This is a genomic window from Desulfovibrio sp. JY (assembly GCA_021730285.1).
Lineage (GTDB): Bacteria > Desulfobacterota > Desulfovibrionia > Desulfovibrionales > Desulfovibrionaceae > Solidesulfovibrio.
In genome coordinates, this window is sequence record CP082962.1 from 4,192,583 (window position 1) to 4,210,308 (window position 17,726).

Sequence of the window (17,726 nt, forward strand, 5' to 3'; positions counted from 1 at the left end):
CCTAGGACAGTTGCCGCCATGTTGCGTCAAGCATGATGAAGCCTTCGGAGCCGACGACATTGCGGAAGCATTCTTCCCCTTCCACCTGGAAATTGAGCAGGTTCTCGCCGTAGAAGATGTTTTTTTCGAGCAGCCCGCTGCTGACGCCAAGGCGCAGTGAATAGATTCCCGGGGTAAAGGGCAGCCTGGCAATGTGACAGATGGCTTCGTGTTCCCCTGGCGGCACAACATCCATTTCTATCTCATGGCGGCTGTCATAGGTCGTCAGGTACAAGAAGTCCGACGTATGCACGCCAATACCGAATTTCGGCCGGAGCATGGGATGCTCGTTGCGGTAGCGGATGCGTATTTCCACCGGCGTATTGCTGCGCAGGCGCGTGACCGGCTGGCCGCGACCGTTTGTCATATCAAGCGACACCAGTTCAAAACCGTCCACTGTTTGAAACGTGCCCCATCTGGAGACGTTCCTGTCGTAAATGATCTTGTCGCTTTGTTCGAAAAAGAGGCGACAGACGTCCTGTGTGGGACCATCGGCAATGATTCTGCCGCACTGAAACAGCAACACCCTGGAGCAGATGCGCTGCACCTGCCGGATATTGTGGCTGACGAGCAGGACGGTCTTTTTCTGTTTGACGATAAGGTCTTCGATCCTGTCGAAACATTTCCGCTGAAAGGCGATGTCGCCCACGGCCAGCACCTCGTCGACAATGAGAATGTCGGCCTCGATATTGGTGGCAATGGCGAATCCCAAGCGGACCTTCATGCCCGAGCTGTATTTTTTCACCGGCGTGTCGGCGAAAGGCTTGATTTCGGCGAACTCCAAAATAGGGTCCACCAGCTTTTCGATGGTCCGGCGGGGGACGCCCAGGATGGAGGCGTTGAGGTAGATGTTCTCGCGGCCGGTAAGCTCATGGTGCAGCCCGGCTCCGACCTCGATCAGCGGGGCCACCCGCCCCTTAACCCGGACCGTGCCCGTCGTCGGCGCGGTGATGCCCGATAAGATCTTGAGCAGGGTGGATTTGCCCGCGCCGTTGGAACCGATGATTCCCACGACCTCGCCGGTTGCGACGGAAAAATCGATATCGGCCAGCGCGTTGAAGCGCCCGTTTTTTTCCGTCGGCCGCCCCGTGACCCTGCACAGCAGATTGCGCAGACTCTGCTTGAGGGTGGAAATCTGTCCCAATCGGAATTCCTTCGTCATTGCAGTGACTTCTATTACAGCCATGGCCAATCGTCGCTCCTCGGGTCCGCTCGCATGGCGTCCATGAAAAGGGTTGCCTGGATTGCGCCGGTCACAGACCCGCGCGTTTCCTGACGACGAATATCTCCGGCATAGTGCCCACAGAACCCAGCCTTAAATCACGTCGGCGAAAGCATCCTCGGAACGTTTGAAGATTTCGTAGCTGATGGGCAAAAGCACGGCCACGACCATGGCTCCGGGCCAGATCACGGACATGTCCGGCGGCCTGTTGTGGAGCAGCACGTTTTGAAAGGCGTCCACGATGCCGACCAGCGGGTTCAGGGTGTAAAGAAAATAAAGCAGGTGCGAATGGGGGCCGGCGGATTGGGAGACCAGAAGCACCTGTTTGACCAGGGACAGGGGATAGATGATGGGCGAGGCGTACATGGCCAGGGAAATGGCCACGGGCAGCAGTTGGGAGATGTCGCGGTAAAAGACGTTGAGCGCCGCGCCGATCAGGTTCACCGACAAGGAGGTCAGGACCAGATAGACGAGCAGCAGCGGCAGCCAGACGACCTGCCCGGTCAGCGACAGGCCGTACCAGGTCATCAATCCCCAAAGCACCGCCATATCGATGCAAAATTCCACCATCTTGGTCAGGACCGACACCAGGGGAAAAACTTCGCGGGGAAAATAGATCTTTTTCACCAACCCGGCGTTGTTCACGATGCTGTTGACGCCAAGCCCGACCCCTTCCTGGAAAAAGACCCAGGGGATCAGGGCGGCGAACGTCAGCACGGGATAGGGGACGGAACCGCTGTCGATACCGATGAAGCTCCGCATGAGCGTAAAGACCAGCGTGAGCATGACGGGCTTGAGCACCGTCCACAGCAGCCCGAAGTAGGCCTGTTTGTAACGCACCACGATTTCCTTCCAGACCAGGGTCGTCAGGAGTTCCCTATAGTCCCAGAGCCGTAGAGCTGTTTTCAAATGCAACATGGTTCCATCCTGTTAGAGCGAGATATAACGGCGCATCACGGGTCCGGCCGCATTGGCCATGGGGAGGGGCAGCCGGCTCCAGCAGGCGGCCAGCGCCTTTCGCGCCTTGCCGGGCCGGGTTACGCCGGAAGGCGGCTGCGACCGGCCGGACGGGGCGAAGCGCTCCCAGGAAAGCCCGACTTCCCGCCCGCCCCATTGGAGTTTGAAACGGTGGGTGCCGCCGCCCGGCGTGGATCTGCCCATGTCGAAATCCTCCACCCCCTCGCCGGCGGCCCGGGAGAGCATGGACCAGTAAAGAAGCATGTTGGGATTGGCCCGGTTGTGCTCGCGCAGGGACGAGGCCCAGGGATTGAAGGCCATTCGTCCCTGGACCAGCCAGATGGCGGCGGCGGCCGGGAAACCGTCCGGCAGCGAGACCACGGTCACCCGGGCCAGGTCACCAAAGCCGCCAAGCACTGCCCGGAACCAGTCCAGGGCATGAACCGGGGAACCGAGGTCGCGCATGTTGCGGCAAAAGACCCGATAAAAGACCGGCAACAACTCCGGACCGCCGGTTTGCGCCCTGAGGCCGTCCCGTTGGGGCTTGTTGATCTGGCTGCGCAGCTTGGAGCGAAAGGAGCGCATGAGCACCGGCGCGCCGGCGGGCAGCGCCCTGCGGACAAGGACTTTCGAGCCTCCCTGCGGTTCGCGCCCCAGCCGGCGCAGCTCCAGTCCGGCCGCCCCTAGACGGCGGACCTGCTCCAGCGCCGTGTCCACCAGGGCCTGCTCCGTGGCGGCATCCTCGGCCAAGGGGCCGCCAAGGTCGCCGTACGGCACGGAAACGAGCCAGCCGGGGAGCCCTGGCAGGCGGAGGCGGACAAGGGGCAGGACGCCGACCGCCTGGCCGTCGCGCCAGGCCGCAAGCGGCGCATAAGCGAAGCCGTAGGCGCGCTGGACGGCGTCCATCCAGGCCCAGCGGTGATACGGGGTCGCCCCGGGATGACGCGACAGGAACGCGTCCCAGGCCGCGCGCGCGGCCTCGCCGACAACTTGGATGCGCATGCCGGCTACTCCAACAGGGTTTCGAGCGGTGCCAGCCGGGCCGCCCATGCGTAGCGTTGTTCCATGCGCCGCCTGGCGCGCGCGCCCATGGCCGCCGCGGCCTTGCGGTCCAGCAGCAATTCCAGGGCGGCGGCGGCGAAGGCCTCGGGCTCGTCCGGGGCCACGGCCAGATCCCGGCCGGCAACGGCCTCGATCCCCTCAAAGGCCTGGGGCGTGGCCAGGACCGGCTTGCCCATGGCCATGGCCTCCAGCACCTTGTTTTGCAGCCCCCGGGCCAGACGCAGGGGAGCCACGGACAAGGCCGCCCCGGCCACGAAAGGCCGCACGTCGGCCACGGCGCCCGTGACGCGCACGCCGGGGAGCGCGGCCAGGGCCCGTACCTGGGGGGTGGGGTTGGCCCCCACAATACACAGGGTCGTTTCCGGCAGAGCCTGTCGCAGACGCGGCAGGACGGTGGTGGCGCACCAGATCATGGCGTCGATGTTGGGCCGATAATCCATGGCCCCACAGAAGACCAGGCGGCCGGGAATGGTCGCCGCCAGGCCGCTGGCCGGGGAAAAATAGTCCAGGTCCACGCCGTTGGAGAGCGCCCGGGCCTTGCCGCGTACCCCGCTGACGCGACGGAAAAGCGAGGCTTCCGCCTCCGAGACCAACAGCACGCCCTCAAAAAGCGACGCGACGAGGCGTTCGTAGCGGCCAAGGAGCCGCGCCTCCAGGGCATAGAGCCCCGCAAGGGGCCAGGCGGCGCGGCCGGCATAATCGCGCCATTTCTCGGAATCCACATCCACCAGGTCGAGCAGCATCCGCGACGGCAACGGCCCGGGACTTTGGCGCAGGTATTCGGCCATGGGCGCGCTGACCGCCATCGCGGCCGCGATGGGCCGCGAGGCCAGGACCTCATCCACATAGTCCTGCAAGGCGCGCTTGCGAAAACAGGCCACGGAAAGGGACGTTCCCGCGAACACCCCCAAGGGGGACCGCAACTTGCGCCACCGGGGAAGCCGCTCCACGGCAAGGCTGGCGCAGTACGGGCGCAAGGCCTCGCGGTGGGCCAGATCGGCCGGATCATCCACCAACGCGCCGAGGTGCACGCGCCAGCCCTGCCGAGCCAGATGCCGCACCAGATGGAAGGACCGGATCTTGTCGCCCTTGGTCGGGGGATAGGGGATGCGGTGGCACAACACGAGGATTTCCCGCGCCCCGTCCGTGCGCCCATCAGGGACGCGCCGTAAGGGTCGTACCGTGCTTTCCCGCAACATGTTGGGCCTCCCAGTCAACCGGGGTTCATCGCCGAATCCTTCCCTTGCCTTTTGCCTCCTTACGCCTGTGCGGAGTCTCCCGCGATGGGGGCTGACACGTAATCACGCCGCATGCAGCCGTTTTTTCATCCGGCGTCCCTGGGCCAGGCGCCGACGCGCGCTCCCGCGCGGTGCGGCCCATCGTATCGAAAAGCCTTCCCACTGCCGCACGCCCTCCGTTGCAGCGGCGAAGCCGGGGGTGGGTGTTTTCCCCCATTCTCGGCGGTCTTTTTGCGCAGGACCGAGATCCGGTTGCCCTCCTCCGGCCTCCCGGCCGAAAAACGCCGCCCCACCGCAGGACATGTAAACAATACCGACAAACGATGTCGGGGAACCTGCCAAAATCCGACCCTTCCCTGCATCGCCGATGTTTTTTCTTGGGATTCCAGGACACTTTTCGCCGTCTCAAAGGGCACGACGTTTGCTGTTCCGAGCACAAGGCAACGGATGCAATATGTTAAAGTAATACATTAAACATTATTGGAGTCACAACTATGCGATGCAATTTTCAAATCGACCACGTTATTGGAACACCATGAAACAATACGATAAATAGCAAACTACGGAATACCAATATACCACAAAACAACGTCAAATCATACCACCTACAGGAACATCGCATATGACATACGCTATCAATCAAACATGTGTCGTCACTGGCTGCGCCGGAAATGTTGGATCGAACCTGACCAAAAGACTTTTGCGAAATGGGCACCGCGTCATCGGCATCGACAATTTCTTTTCCGGCTCATTGGAGAACATGACGGAATTCATGCAGCACCCCGCCTTTGAATTCCACAACGAATCCATAACGGACACGGATTTTATCGACAGGCTCATCACACAACATGCACCGTTAACCGCCATCTTTCATTTGGCGGCCATCATCAGCGTCCCCTATTCCATGGACCACGCCATCGAGACCATGAACGTCAACCACGAGGCCTCCCTTTTCCTGCATGCCAAGGCCAGACAAAACCAATGCCGGACGTTCGTCTTCGCCGGTTCCGCCGCCGAATACGGCAAGCCCCTCTTCCGGCCTGCCCTTGAAACGGACGCCGGTGATCCCCCAAGCCCCTACGGATTATCCAAGTTTCTGGTTTCCCAGGCCATCGAGCAATCCGGCTATGGATGCTCCCTGCGCTTTTTCAACATCTACGGCCCCACCCGGGCCAAGGCCGGCCCCTACGATGGCGTCGTGCGCAAGTTTCTGGAAAGGGCCCAGGAGGGACTCCCGCCGATCATCCATGGCAATGGCTTGCAGCTTCGGGATTTTCTTTTTCTGGGAGACGCCCTGCGGGCCTTGATGACGGCTGCGGGGTTCATGCGGCGAAAGCCGCTTTCCGGCATTTACAACGTGGGCACCGGCCACGGGGTGAACATCAACACCCTGGCCGAACTGACGGCGCGCCTGCTCAGGATTCCCCACGCCCCAAAATACGTCGAAGCGCGTCGGGGGGATATCGTCTGTTCGGTGGCGGAAAACTCCAAGCTCCTGCGCCATACGGGCTGGGTGCCGCAAACACGTATCAAAGAAGGATTGGCGCTGACCGTGACCGGCATGCGGGAGCTGGCCGCCCCGACCGAGGAGGAAACCCCGATCGCCCTGTAACCGACATCCAGGCGCGCGCCCGTTTGGGATTGCCCGCCTGTCAGCGGCCCGGGAACGGCTGGCCGAGCAAGGCCACGACCCGGGCCGCGTTATCTGTCCAGGTCCGCCGATTTTCGAGCATGGACCGGCGTCCGGCCTCCCCCAGCCGCCGGCGCAAGCCCGGATCGCGGACAAGGGCCCGGACCTGCCCGGCGAAGGCGTCCCAATCGCCGGGCGCAAAAAGGAGCGCCTCGGCGCCGTGGCGCACCACCTCGCGGATATTGTCCTGATCCGGGGCCACCACGGCCTTGCCGGCGGCCAGATATTCGAAAAGCTTCATGGGGGAGGCGTATGCCGTGGCCGCCGGCTGGACGGCAATGTCCACCTCGTCCAGCAGGCCGGGAAGAAGCCGGCGCGGGGTGGCCCCCGTGATGCGTACGCGATCCCCAAGGCCGCGAGCCTTAATCAGCTGCTCCAACGCCGGCCTGACCGGACCGTCGCCCACCAGCAGCAAGCTGACGCCCTCGCGAAACAGGCCGTGCCGCTCCAAGGCTTCCACCATTTCCAACAGACCGTGCCAAGGCCGAAACCAGCCCACGAACCCGATCCTGACCATATCCCCGGTCCGGCGTTCGGGACGCGAGGGCCGCCGAAACTCGCCAGGGTTGATCCCGTTGGGCATGACCACGATACGCGCCGCGTCGCCCCCCTTCTCGGCCAGCATGCGCCGCAGCACGCCGGTGACGGCGATGCTGCGGGTGGCATGGTTGATGATGTACGTCTCCACGGCCTGGGCCAGCCGCCCGAACGCCACGCCCCCATGGCGCGCCTTTTCCCTGGCCAGGGGGGAATTGACCTCGAGGACCAACGGCACGCCGGCCAACCGCGACACCACGACCCCGCAGAGGTTGTACAGCGAGTAGCGTTCGTAGACGAAGGCGGGCCGATGCCGCCTGACCGCCCGGTAAAGCCGGGGAACGCCGACCAGGTTATAGCCCAGTTCCAACAGTTCGTAGGCCGCGGGCGGCAGGCGGGAGAGCAGCCTGCCGAGGCGCCCGGGACGGGATTCCCGCCCCGGCTCTTCCTTGGCGTGCAAGGCAACCTTGGCCACCGCGTAGCCCAGCGACTCGAAGGCCCGGCACATCTCGTGGATATGGATGCCCTGGGCATCCACGCCCTGGGTGCGGTGGTGGTAGACCACCACGGGGCTTCGGGGCTCAGTGGACATCCTTCCCCAGCGCCTGCCAGTCCTTGAGGGAATAACGCCGCTTGCCGTCGACGGTTTCGCACACGGGAAGCCTGGCCGGGTAGCGGTTCCCGGAGGCGGTCACCGAAGCGATGATGGCCGGGCTCAGTTGGAGCGGGATCACCGGCACGGTGCGGAAATCGTTGCCAGTCAGGCGCAGGCCCATGGCGTGCGGCAGGCCGAGGATGCCGCTCCAGGAGCAGACGTCGAAGGTATTGGCGTCGATGACGGCATTGGGGGCGTCCAGGGTGATGCCCTGGCCATGGATATTCTTGAAGCGGTTGTGCCTGACCACGGGGTTCGTGGTCCCGCCGACCAGGGTCAGGGCGGCGCCGCCTTCCTTGGTGGGGAAAACGCCGATACGCTCGAGCTGGTTGTCGGTGATGACCGGCCCGGCCACGGCGCCGTTGACGTGGATGCCGTTGATGTGGGTGTTGCGAATGACGTTTTTGGAGATGACGACCTTGGCGGCCACGTCGCTCACATAGATGCCGTGCTCGGAAGCGCAGCGTTCGATGCGGTTTTCGGTGATGGTCGTGCCGTTGCTGCGGTAGGACATGATCCCGTAACTGTCCACGTCGTGAATGGTGTTGCCTTGAAGCGTCACCGACTGGCAGGCCCCCACGGTGACGCCCCGCTGGAACCCGGAGATGGTCAGCCCTTCGAGGATCACGTTGCCGGAATTTTCGAGCAGGATGCCGGAGCCGTTGGCAAAGGATTTCGCCCCCTGGCCCCGCCGGCCGTCCAACACGGCTCCGGGCGCGGCGACGATGCGAATGGGGGCCTGGGGCGTGCCCCGCAAATCGGCCAGTTTCAGCCCCCTGCCGAACACGCCCGGCATCAGCCGCACGGTGGTTCCGGGGGCCAATCCCCGCAACCGGGCCTTGAGCGCGGCCGGATCGTCGGTGGGCCGGACCTGGATCTCCGCGCCGCCCATGGCGAGCGACGCCTCAAGGAGCAGAAGCGGCAGTATGGCCGCAAGCAGCACGACGCGGACGGATCGCATGGGAAACCTCCTCCTGGGCATGGGTGGGGGGACACAGCACGCGCGCATACAGCGCCACATGCCGCGCGGCCAGAAACCGCCAGTCATGGGCGGCGGCGATGCGGCGCAGTCCGGCGGGGTCGGCGGGCAGGGCCAGGACGCGCCGGATGCCCTCCGCCAGGGTCTGGGGATCGGCCGAAGGGAGCAGCACGCCCGCCCGGGGATCGGCCAGGGCCTCGGCAATGCCGCCCACGGCCGGGGCCACCACCGGCGTGCCGCAGGCCAGGGCTTCGTGGATGACCGTGGGCCAGCCCTCGCTATGGCTGGCCAGGGCCAGGGCGTCGGCGGCCTGGTAATAGGTCGCCAGGGTCCCGTGGGCCACCTGGCCGTCAAAACGGACCCGTCGGGCAAGGCCCAGTTCCCCGGCCAGACGCCGTAAGACCCCTTCCTGACCACCCTGGCCGACCAGGACCAGATGCACGTCGGGAAGCAGGGCCAGGGCGCGCAACAACCGGTCGTAGCCCTTGACCGGCTCCAGGCGTCCCGCCGCCAGCAGCACGGGGACGTCCGGGGCCAGACGCAGCCGCCGCCGGCTTTGCGCCTTGTCGGCCAGCGGAAACCTGTCCAGGTTCACGCCGTTGGGCATATGCCGGATGCGTGCGGGATCGACGCCGAGATCGGCGATTTTGCCGGCCAGGTCCCGGGAGACCGCCAGCACGGCCGCGGCCTGGTTAAGGGCTCGGGCGATGGCGCGCCGGCGCGCCGGATCGCGGGCCAGCACATTGATGTCCGAGCCATGGCAGGTCACCACCAGGGGCAGCCCGGCCCGCGCGGCCAGCTCGGCCGCCGCCGCCGCATCCGGATAGGCGTAGTGGGCATGGATCAGGTCCGGGGCAAAGGCCATGGCGCGGTCGAAGCTTGGGCGGCTCCACCAGGCCATGAAACGGCCGTCCAGGGACTTGAACACCTTGGGGATGGTCCAGAAGCGGCAATGCTCCGTCATAACGATCGGCTCGACAAGGCCGGCGGGACGGCGCAGCAAAGCCGCCAACCAGCCATAGCCGCTTTCCGGGGCCAAGACCCGCACCCGGGCCAATCCGGCCAGTTCCTTGACGAGCTGGGCGACGAAAATGCCGTGGCCGGGATGACCCGCGCCCGGATACAGCGACGTGTAGACGAGAACCCGCATGGATCGGCTCCCTGATTTGGATCAGGCGACGGGCTGTCGCAGGTCCCCGACGGGACGCCCCGGCATTTTCCGCCCGTCCGGCTTCCCGCCCCCGGGGAAGGCGCGCGACGCGGGCGGCGCGGGCGACGGCCGCCCCCCAACGGCCTCGGTCCGCATCTCCCGGGTCGGCTGGGTCTGCGAAACAAGGCCCGACAAGGCGACCGACATGGCGACGTAGACGAACAGAAGCTCGGAATTTTCCCGGCTCAGAAATGTCGCGCCGACGCAAAAAGCCACCATTCCGGCCAAAATCCCCCGGCCGTGCAAGGCCCCCCAGGCATCCCCGGCCCGGCGCGCCCGCAGGTAAGCGCGAAACGCCGCGGCCATGGCCCAACCAATCATCAGAACATAGAAAAGGAGCGTGATCTCCCCGCCTTCCGCGCCGACCTGGAACCAGGTGTTATGGGCCACGGCGCCTTCCGTCGTGCTGACGCGGCGTTCGTATTCCTTGATGAAATTCCCCCACCCCACGCCCTTTATGGGATTGTCCCGCATGACTTCGTAGGCGATCCGCCAGAAATAGACCCGCTCGGCGCCGGTATACTCCTCGCCTTCATCCACCGGTTTCTCCCAGGCCGACGCCGCCTTCTCCTCGAGGCCGAAAATGCTTTTCACCCGGTCCACATAGGAGCCCGGCATGTAAAAGGAGACCACGAGCGCCATGACCGCGCCAACGGCCACAATCCGCCAGGGCTTGCGATCGAGCAGCAAAAACACCAGCCCCGACACCACGGCGGCCAAAAAGCCCCCCCGCGAGTAGGTCAGCGTCAGGGTCAGCAACGCGCCGATGGCCGCCAGACCAAAAATCAGACGCGCCTTCCAGCCCCGGTTCCAATGCAAGGCCAGCGCGACGTAAAAAAGCGGCAGGCCCATGGCCAGGGCCAAGGCCCAGTCGTTGGAGTCGTTGATCCAGCCGGCAACGCCCTGGATGCCGACCCAGGCTTGCAGGGTCTGGGTTTCCACAAGGTTTTTGAGCACATCGAAGGCCAGGCTGGCCAATATGCCCCAGAAAAAGAAGGTGTAATCCTTGCGGTCCGCGATGGCCCAGACCGTCAGTATGGCCAAAATCCCCACCTTGAGAAATTCGTCCAGGCGCTTTTGGGCCAGCTGCGGCTCCAGGGCCGTCATGGCGGCCACCACGGCCATGATCAGAAAGGCGGTCAGGGCCACCAGCGTCATGGGGAAGCGGAAGGCCAAACGGCGCAGGTGCAGCAGGCAGGCGGCTAGCGCCACCCCGGCCGCTATCTTGGCCAGGGGCACCCCCATGAGGAACGGGTAGCTCGCCTGGGGATTCATGATGGAGGTGCCGAAATACATGATCATGGCGGCCACGGGGCGAAAAAAGGCGAGAATCCCCAGGGCGATGTAAAAGATCACGAAAAGCGCGGTCATTACCCACGGCTGACTGAAGGTCAGGCTTCCGAAAACGCCCAGGAGAGAATTGATGCCCATGGTGCCATCCTGTCGGCTGCGGCCCCGCGCCTCTGCGCCAGGCTCAGCTTCGGCCGCTGTCTGGAGGTGCTTGCCCCAAGGAAACGACGGGGAGCGGCGCCAATGCCGCCAAAACCCGGCCCATCGGCGCGAAGGCCATGGCCGCAAACAAGCCGCGCAAACGCTCTTCGGTCTTGTCCAGGTTGAGGTAATGCCGTAGCCGGGATTTCCAGCCGGCCTTTCGTATCCGGGGCTGATCGGGATCGACTTCCCAGGGATGAAAATAAACGGCGTACGGCCGATCGCCCTGGCGGGAGATCCGGCGTAGCCCCCAGCGGGTGAACCATCCCGGGAAAAGCCGCAGATAGCCGCCCCCGCCAATGGGCACGGCCAGGGAGCGCCCGAGGAAGCGCAGGCGCAGCGTGGTCGGGGGAAACTCCACGATCTCGCCGGAAGCCCGCCTTATGCGGTGGGGATGCGGCAGGGCTCCGGGAAATCCGTACAGGTCGTGTATGATGGGGAATATGCTGGAATCATAGGCGAAGCCTTCCTCGATGAGGACATCCAGGGCCCAGGCGGTCGCGGGCGTGATGGAATAGCTCGGGGCGCGGTAGCCCCGGACCGGCCGGCCGGTAAGGTCTTCGAGCAGGGCCTTGGCCGAGGCCACATCCCGTCGGAAGGTTTCGGGCGTCTGAAACAGGATGCGCTGATGCGCATAGCCATGGCAGGCGATTTCATGGCCGGCGGCCTCGATGGCCCGCACCAGCCCCGGGTGGCGTCTGGCCACCCAGCCGAGCACGAAAAACGTCCCGGCAAGCTTGTATTCGTGCAACAAATCCAACACGCGGTGCGTGTTGGCCTCGATCCGCGATTCCAGCCCGTCCCAACTTTCGGGGGGGATGACGGATTCAAACGCGCTGACGTGATAGTAATCCTCCACATCCACGGTCAAAGCATTACATGGAGGATTACACACGCAAACCTCAAAATTCCCTGGTGAGGGTCAGGCCAACGATGTTGACATAATAGGAACTACTGTCCGAATTGTAGGAATCATTGTGCTTCAAACGATAGTAGCCCTTGAGCGCGAAATTTTTCGGCAGCTCGTAGCGCAATTCACCCGTGCCGTAGATCCGCGCCACACTGTTGTTGCTCGTGACGGTATTGACGCGGCTTACGGCTGCCAGGATGCTCAAACGCGAGGTAAGTTCGTATTCCACCTGTCCCGTGAGGGTGAAGTCGTTGGATTGCTGGGTATCCTCCCCCGAATAATTGGAATAGGCGGCATTGGCGGTAAGCTTGGTCCGGTCGAACGTCTGCGTGACCGTGGCGCTGTAGAGGGCCCGGAAGGAATTGTAGGTGGATGTCGGGTTGTCCACGTAATCGCCCTGGCTCTCCAGAATGAGGGCGGTTCTCCCCATGGTGTGGGTCAGGCCGGCCGACCAGGTGGGCATCCAGTTGGACGACGCGCCGGAATCGGGCACGGTTTCCACGGTGCCGACGCGGCCGAAAATGAAGCTGTCCTCTTTGTAGGTGTACCGGCCGACCATGGTGGCCATGTACCGGTTGAGGTTGAGCTGGGTGGTGAACTGCCGTTCGGCCCGGACGCCGGCCCCGAGTTCCAGTTTGGCGGTCATCTCGTGCAGGACGTCCAGAAAGACCGTCGTGATGTTCTTCTCCACGGTGCCGCTGCCGCCGCCGTAAAGATCTTCCTTTGTCATCGCGCCCAACTTGGTCGTGGTGCGGTCGTTGATGCGCGGCGTCAGCGTGGCGGAAAACGTGGACGTATTCTGGTTGGTCTGATTCACCGTGGAGTCGGCGGTTCTGGTCTGGCCCTGGGCGGCATTGGTAAAAACCATATGATTGCTGTCCGTGGCTTCCAGGACCAGCAAGTTCTTAATGGCTTCTATATTAAGCTTTGCCTCTAAATTATTTATCATCTCATTTTGCCGTTGCCCATTGTCATAGAGACGCAACTCACCTTGGTAGTCCACGGAAGCCTGAAAACGGCTGGCGGAATATGTCCCCTGGACGCTCGGCACGAACCGGGTGATGAAGTCCGATCGCGGGTGTGAATTCTCATTCACATTATCGGAATACTCTTGGCCGGCACCAACGGATACTTTATAATCCAGTTCAGCCCGGGCGAGCGGTGCGAAGCCGAAGCAGGCGATGACAAAGCCAAGGAGCATACAGTAGTTTCGCATGGGGCAATTCCTGGTGTTTAAAGAATTATCCATTTTGCGAAATGCTTTATACTGTATTCCTGGCCCCATCAACACTTAGTAGTGGCCAAACAGAAACCTTTTTATCCATGGCCTGGGCTTTTCCGTATTTTCCGCGACAGAAACGATCACCGGATCCTCCACGACAATTTCATCCGTGAGATCCACGACCCCAGCCTCCGCATCCTCAGGCAAAGCCTCCACTGGCGGCGCGGCGACAACGTGTTCCGGGACGCTGCGCATTTCCAGCGATCGCCACATCGCGTCCATGCGTTGGTTCAGATTTTCGAAAATGCGCTGCAACTCCCCGCTGAGGGCCTGCATCTGGTCCGTGTGCGCCGCCTCGATCCGCTGCAACCGCCGATCGAGACGGAGCAGAGCCGCCTGTCTGTTTCCCGGAGGAATCCGCGCCGGCTCCCTGGCCGCGCCGGAACTGTCGTCGTCGGGGGTCTCCATGGTCGTGCTTTCCCAGTACTGCCCGTTGAAATTCAGGTCCTGGGCTATCTCATGAATCGTCGCCCCCGTGACTTCGCGGCTTTCGTTGGCAAAGGCATCGAGGAGGACATAATCGCACAATATATTGATGAGCCGGGGAATACCCCGCGTATAGGTATGGATGATGGCGTAGCATTCCGGGGCGATCCGCAAGGCCTCGCGGTTTCCCGCCGCCTCCAGGCGATAGCGGATGTAATGCTCGATCTCGCCTGCGCCCAACGGCTCGATATTGCAGATGATCTGGATACGTTGGCGCAACTGGAGCAGCGCCGGGTCAGACAACACCCGGCGCAGCTCGGGCTGCCCGACCAGGATGATGTGCAACAGCTTGCTTTCTTCCGTTTCCAGGTTGGAGAGCATCCGGACTTCTTCCAGAACACTCTTGGACAAATTCTGGGCCTCGTCGATGATCAGCACCACGGGACAGCGCTTGGCATACTGTTCGATGAGGAACTCCTGAAGGTCGCGCAACAGGGCGGGTTTGTCCTTGTCGCTGGTCTCCAGGCCGAAGTCCGCGTTGATCATGGCCAGGAGCTGGCGGGACTCCACCTTGGTGTGAAAGACGCGGGACAGGAGCACATTGCGCAGATGCTTCTTGATCAGTTCCCGAATGAGGGTTGTCTTGCCGGTGCCTACTTCGCCGGTGAGCAGGATGAACCCCGAGTGCTCCCGTATGCCATAGTCGAGGTAGGACAGAACCTTCTTGTGCGACCGGCTCGGGTAGAGAAAGTCGGGGTTCGGCAACAGCTCGAAAGGCTTGCGCCGGAAATTGAAAAAGGCTTCGTACAAGTCCGCCCCCTGTTGCCCTCATTCCACGTATGAGGAGTAGTAGTAATCCTGATAGGCCCCGGCCGGCTGCGTAAAGCTCGAGGCGTTGTACACCACGCCCAGCACCTTGTTGTTGAGCAGCGTCAGACACTCCCGGACATCGTCCAGGGAGCAGCCGCCTTCCCGGACCACCAGGACGACGCCGTCGGCCAGGTCCACCAGGGTGCGCGTTTCGGCGAAAAGCAGCACGGGCGGCGTGTCGATAAGCAAAATCCGGTCGGGATACCGCTGCTTCATTTCCGTCAAAAGCCCCCGCATGGAATTGGAGGAAAACAGTTCCAGGGGGTTTTTGACGGGCTTTTTCCCGGCCGGCAGGAGCACCAGCTTGGGAATGGCCGTCTTGACGAGGGCGTTGCTGATGTCCACCCCCTGCATCAGGCAGTCCGCCAGTCCCTGTTCGGGATCGACGTCCAGATACCGATGGCAGGAAGGCAGACGCAGATCGGCGTCCACGACCATGACCGTGCGGTCGTATTCCTGGGCCAGACTGATGGCCAGGTTGCTGGTGACCAGCGACTTGCCTTCGCCGTGATGGGCGCTGGTGATCAGGACGACGTTGTTGAACATCCCCGGCGCGCTGATCGCCTTGACGAGGAATTCCTTGAGCTTGCGAAACTCCTCGGCTTCCGGGGAATTCGGCTTTTTGAGCACCACCAGCTTCTCCTCCCGGAGACGGTCGGGATCGATGGGCGCCGGGGGCGGCAACGTCGGATGCTTTTGTCTGAAAGAGGACCAGGCCGCCGGCGGCGATACGTCCGATTGCCGTTGGGAGGCCTTGCTCAGGGCGTCTTCGATTCTGCTCATGGTCAGGTCCGCCTTGTACGTTCGCTAAAGGGAATGCAGCCCGAATTTCTGCAGCCATTCGCCGGTCACGCCCATGGCCTTGAGGCTTTCCATCGCCAGCACGCCGAGGACGAGAACGAAATATCCGCCGGCCAGGGCCATCACGAACCTGTCGCGTTTTGCCTGACGCCGGGTTTCCGTTTCGCTGGTCATACGCGGAATGACCGCGAAGACAGGCAGGCCAAGCGTCCTCAGTTCCTGGAGGGATCTGATCGAATGGTCGTAGCGTTCGGACAGGATCACCGCGGCCACCCCGGCGCACAGTCCGAGCACGATGCCGATGACGATGATCAGCGGCCTGTTGGGGCTGGACGGAATCTCGGGCGCCACCGCCGGGTCGATGATGCGAAACACCGTGGCCTTGTCCTTGAGCTCCATATCCTTGGAGATCTCGGACTGTCCGTAGCGGGCCACGAGCTGGTTGTAGAGGTTGGCGTCCTGGTTTCTCCGGTCGACCAGGGTGTGCAGACCGCCCATGACGCGGGGGATCTCCCGAAGCAGTGTTTTATTGTCCTCGATAACCTTTTCCTGCTGCGCCAGTTGGGTCTTGACCGAGGCGATATCGGCCATCACGAGCCGCGAGGCCCGCGCCGTATCGTCGCGGCCGCCGGAACCGCCGGAGCTGGCGCGGCTGACCTGCAGGGCCGCCCTGGCCCGTATGACCTTGGGATGCCTTTCGGTATAGATACGCAACAGCCGCTGCAATTCGGCATCCCTTTGCCCGACGCCCGAACGATGGGCGGGCTTGCCGCTTTGCGCGAGCTTGAGTTTGGTCTCAAGCGGGGCCATTTGCGCGTTGAGTTCCTCGATCTTCTGTTCCGCCTGCCGGATGTCGGTGCGGACGAAGGTCTCGTCGGTGGTCAGGAGGATGCTGTTTTCGCTCTTGTAGGCGTTGATGGCCTCGTCCTCCTCGGCCAACCGCTTTTTATACACCTCTATCTGCTCGGCCAGAAACTTCGTGGCCTCCGTGGATTCCTCGCGTTTGACCAGGGTGTTGTGCTCGATATAGAGCATGGCCAGGGTATTGACGAAATCCTGGGCGAACTGCGGCGACCTGTCCCAGAAACTGATGTTGACCACACCCTGCTTCTCATTGAGATTGACCAGGATGCGGCTTTGCAGGTCCTTGATGTAGGCTTCCTGGTCGTAGCCGACCGGCAACATCATGTCCTGGCCCAAGTCGTTGACCACCTGCGACAGGAGGTTGCGGCTGGTCATGCTCACGGCCAGCGTATGGATCTTGGTCTGGATGGAAGGCGCGACGGCCAGGCCCTTCACCAGATCCGCCAACACGTTTTGCTGGATGAAAAGGGTCGTCTTGGCCTCGTATTTCTTCGGAATAATGTAGCTCACCGCGACGGCCGTCGTCATGGTCAGAAGCGCCACTATCAGAAAGAGACCTTTTTTGAGATAAATGAGCCGCTTATATTGGTGGTAATCTTTAAGGAGAGCAAACATCTTGTCCCCCGTATGCTAGAAAAGGCTCTCGTCCACGATGACGAGGTCTCCGCCCTGCAAGACCACGTTCTGGGTCAGATCCCCATCGCGAATGAGCTTTTTTGCCTTGATATTGATGATCCGCGCCTGCCCTTCCGCGCCCCGGACGACCCTGGTGTCGTTGGGACTGGCGAACTTGGAAAAGCCGCCGGCGTCCAGGATGGCCTCGAGCAAGGTCATGCCTTCCCGGTAAACCACGAGCTTGGGGGCGTTGACCGCGCCGACCACATACACGCCCCGGTTGGAGGCGGTGGGCGGGAGCAGGATCGTATCCCCGGCCATGAGCGGGACATCCTGGGAGACGTCGCTGCCAACGATCAGGTCGTGGAAATCCTTCTTGATGATCTGGTCGTCGCGGACCACGGTCGAGGCGCGTAAATCGGCGCCGCTGATATCGCCCAGGCTGGTCAGAAGATTGAGCAGCGTGGCGTTTTTGGAAATGTCGACCACCGTGGGCCTCACGCCGCCGCCCATGACGAAAACCTTGTTGTTGCCCGAGCCGACGACAGTGACGTTGACTGTCGGATTGCGGATGTATTCCTTGATCTTCTTTGTCACCTCGGCTTGCAGTTGCGCCGCAGTAAGCCCCACAGCCTGGACGTCGCCGCTTTGGGGCACGGCGACCATCCCGTCGGGGCGCACCACCATGTCACCGGAAAAATCCGGTTCGCCGGCCACGCTGATATGAATCTTGTCGCCAGCCGCGAAGGTGTAATCCCTGGCCTGCGCTGCAACAGGCGTCAAAGCCAGCAGGGCGAAAAGCACCAGCATCCTGACCATGAGGTTCCCTGTCCCGCTGCATGACGGCACGATGTCTGAACAGATATTGCGCTTCATGA

General features: G+C 62.7%; 15 protein-coding genes. 1 reads left to right on the forward strand and 14 read right to left on the reverse strand.

What is annotated here, in order from left to right:
- Position 1: 1 nt before the first annotated feature.
- The 4 genes from K9F62_18805 to K9F62_18820 form a co-directional block, all read right to left on the reverse strand.
- Positions 2–1,225, reverse strand: a complete 1,224-nt coding sequence (locus tag K9F62_18805) for an ABC transporter ATP-binding protein (protein ID UJX40720.1) — start codon at positions 1,223–1,225, stop codon at positions 2–4.
- Positions 1,226–1,354: 129 nt separating this feature from the next.
- Entirely contained in the window at positions 1,355–2,179 is an 825-nt protein-coding gene (locus K9F62_18810; protein UJX40721.1) for an ABC transporter permease, read from the reverse strand.
- A gap of 12 nt (positions 2,180–2,191) precedes the next feature.
- Positions 2,192–3,220, reverse strand: coding sequence for a GNAT family N-acetyltransferase (locus K9F62_18815; protein UJX40722.1), 1,029 nt, complete (start codon positions 3,218–3,220; stop codon positions 2,192–2,194).
- A gap of 5 nt (positions 3,221–3,225) precedes the next feature.
- Positions 3,226–4,479, reverse strand: coding sequence for a TIGR03087 family PEP-CTERM/XrtA system glycosyltransferase (locus K9F62_18820; GenBank protein ID UJX40723.1), 1,254 nt, complete (start codon positions 4,477–4,479; stop codon positions 3,226–3,228).
- A gap of 661 nt (positions 4,480–5,140) precedes the next feature.
- Between K9F62_18820 and K9F62_18825 the strand changes: the two genes are divergently transcribed.
- A complete protein-coding gene (locus K9F62_18825; GenBank protein ID UJX40724.1) occupies positions 5,141–6,130 on the forward strand; it encodes an NAD-dependent epimerase/dehydratase family protein in 990 nt (329 codons plus the stop codon).
- A 40-nt stretch (positions 6,131–6,170) separates the two neighbouring features.
- Here K9F62_18825 and K9F62_18830 read toward each other — a convergent pair whose 3' ends face one another.
- From K9F62_18830 to K9F62_18875, 10 genes are all read right to left on the reverse strand, one after another.
- A complete protein-coding gene (locus K9F62_18830) occupies positions 6,171–7,337 on the reverse strand; it encodes a glycosyltransferase family 4 protein (protein UJX40725.1) in 1,167 nt (388 codons plus the stop codon).
- Positions 7,327–8,361 carry a right-handed parallel beta-helix repeat-containing protein gene (locus K9F62_18835; GenBank protein ID UJX40726.1) on the reverse strand — a complete coding sequence of 345 codons (1,035 nt, stop codon included), beginning with the start codon at positions 8,359–8,361 and terminating at the stop codon, positions 7,327–7,329. Before K9F62_18835 ends, K9F62_18830 begins: the two co-directional genes overlap by 11 nt.
- The gene (locus K9F62_18840; GenBank protein ID UJX40727.1) at positions 8,306–9,529 is read right to left on the reverse strand and encodes a glycosyltransferase; all 1,224 of its coding nucleotides are present in this window, start codon (positions 9,527–9,529) and stop codon (positions 8,306–8,308) included. Before K9F62_18840 ends, K9F62_18835 begins: the two co-directional genes overlap by 56 nt.
- A 21-nt stretch (positions 9,530–9,550) precedes the next feature.
- Entirely contained in the window at positions 9,551–11,020 is a 1,470-nt protein-coding gene (locus K9F62_18845) for an O-antigen ligase family protein (GenBank protein UJX40728.1), read from the reverse strand.
- Positions 11,021–11,063: 43 nt separating this feature from the next.
- Positions 11,064–11,975, reverse strand: a complete 912-nt coding sequence (locus K9F62_18850) for a DUF3473 domain-containing protein (protein UJX40729.1) — start codon at positions 11,973–11,975, stop codon at positions 11,064–11,066.
- Between the two features lie 7 nt (positions 11,976–11,982).
- Positions 11,983–12,858, reverse strand: a complete 876-nt coding sequence (locus K9F62_18855; protein ID UJX40730.1) for a hypothetical protein — start codon at positions 12,856–12,858, stop codon at positions 11,983–11,985.
- A 423-nt stretch (positions 12,859–13,281) separates the two neighbouring features.
- Complete coding sequence (locus K9F62_18860; GenBank protein ID UJX40731.1) at positions 13,282–14,508, reverse strand: XrtA-associated ATPase; 1,227 nt, start codon at positions 14,506–14,508, stop codon at positions 13,282–13,284.
- Positions 14,509–14,526: 18 nt separating this feature from the next.
- Positions 14,527–15,351: an XrtA-associated tyrosine autokinase gene (locus tag K9F62_18865; protein ID UJX40732.1), complete on the reverse strand. Its 825-nt coding sequence runs from the start codon at positions 15,349–15,351 to the stop codon at positions 14,527–14,529.
- Between the two features lie 24 nt (positions 15,352–15,375).
- A complete protein-coding gene (locus K9F62_18870; GenBank protein UJX40733.1) occupies positions 15,376–16,848 on the reverse strand; it encodes a chain length-determining protein in 1,473 nt (490 codons plus the stop codon).
- A 15-nt stretch (positions 16,849–16,863) separates the two neighbouring features.
- Positions 16,864–17,667, reverse strand: a complete 804-nt coding sequence (locus K9F62_18875; protein ID UJX43248.1) for a polysaccharide export protein — start codon at positions 17,665–17,667, stop codon at positions 16,864–16,866.
- Positions 17,668–17,726 lie beyond the last annotated feature (59 nt).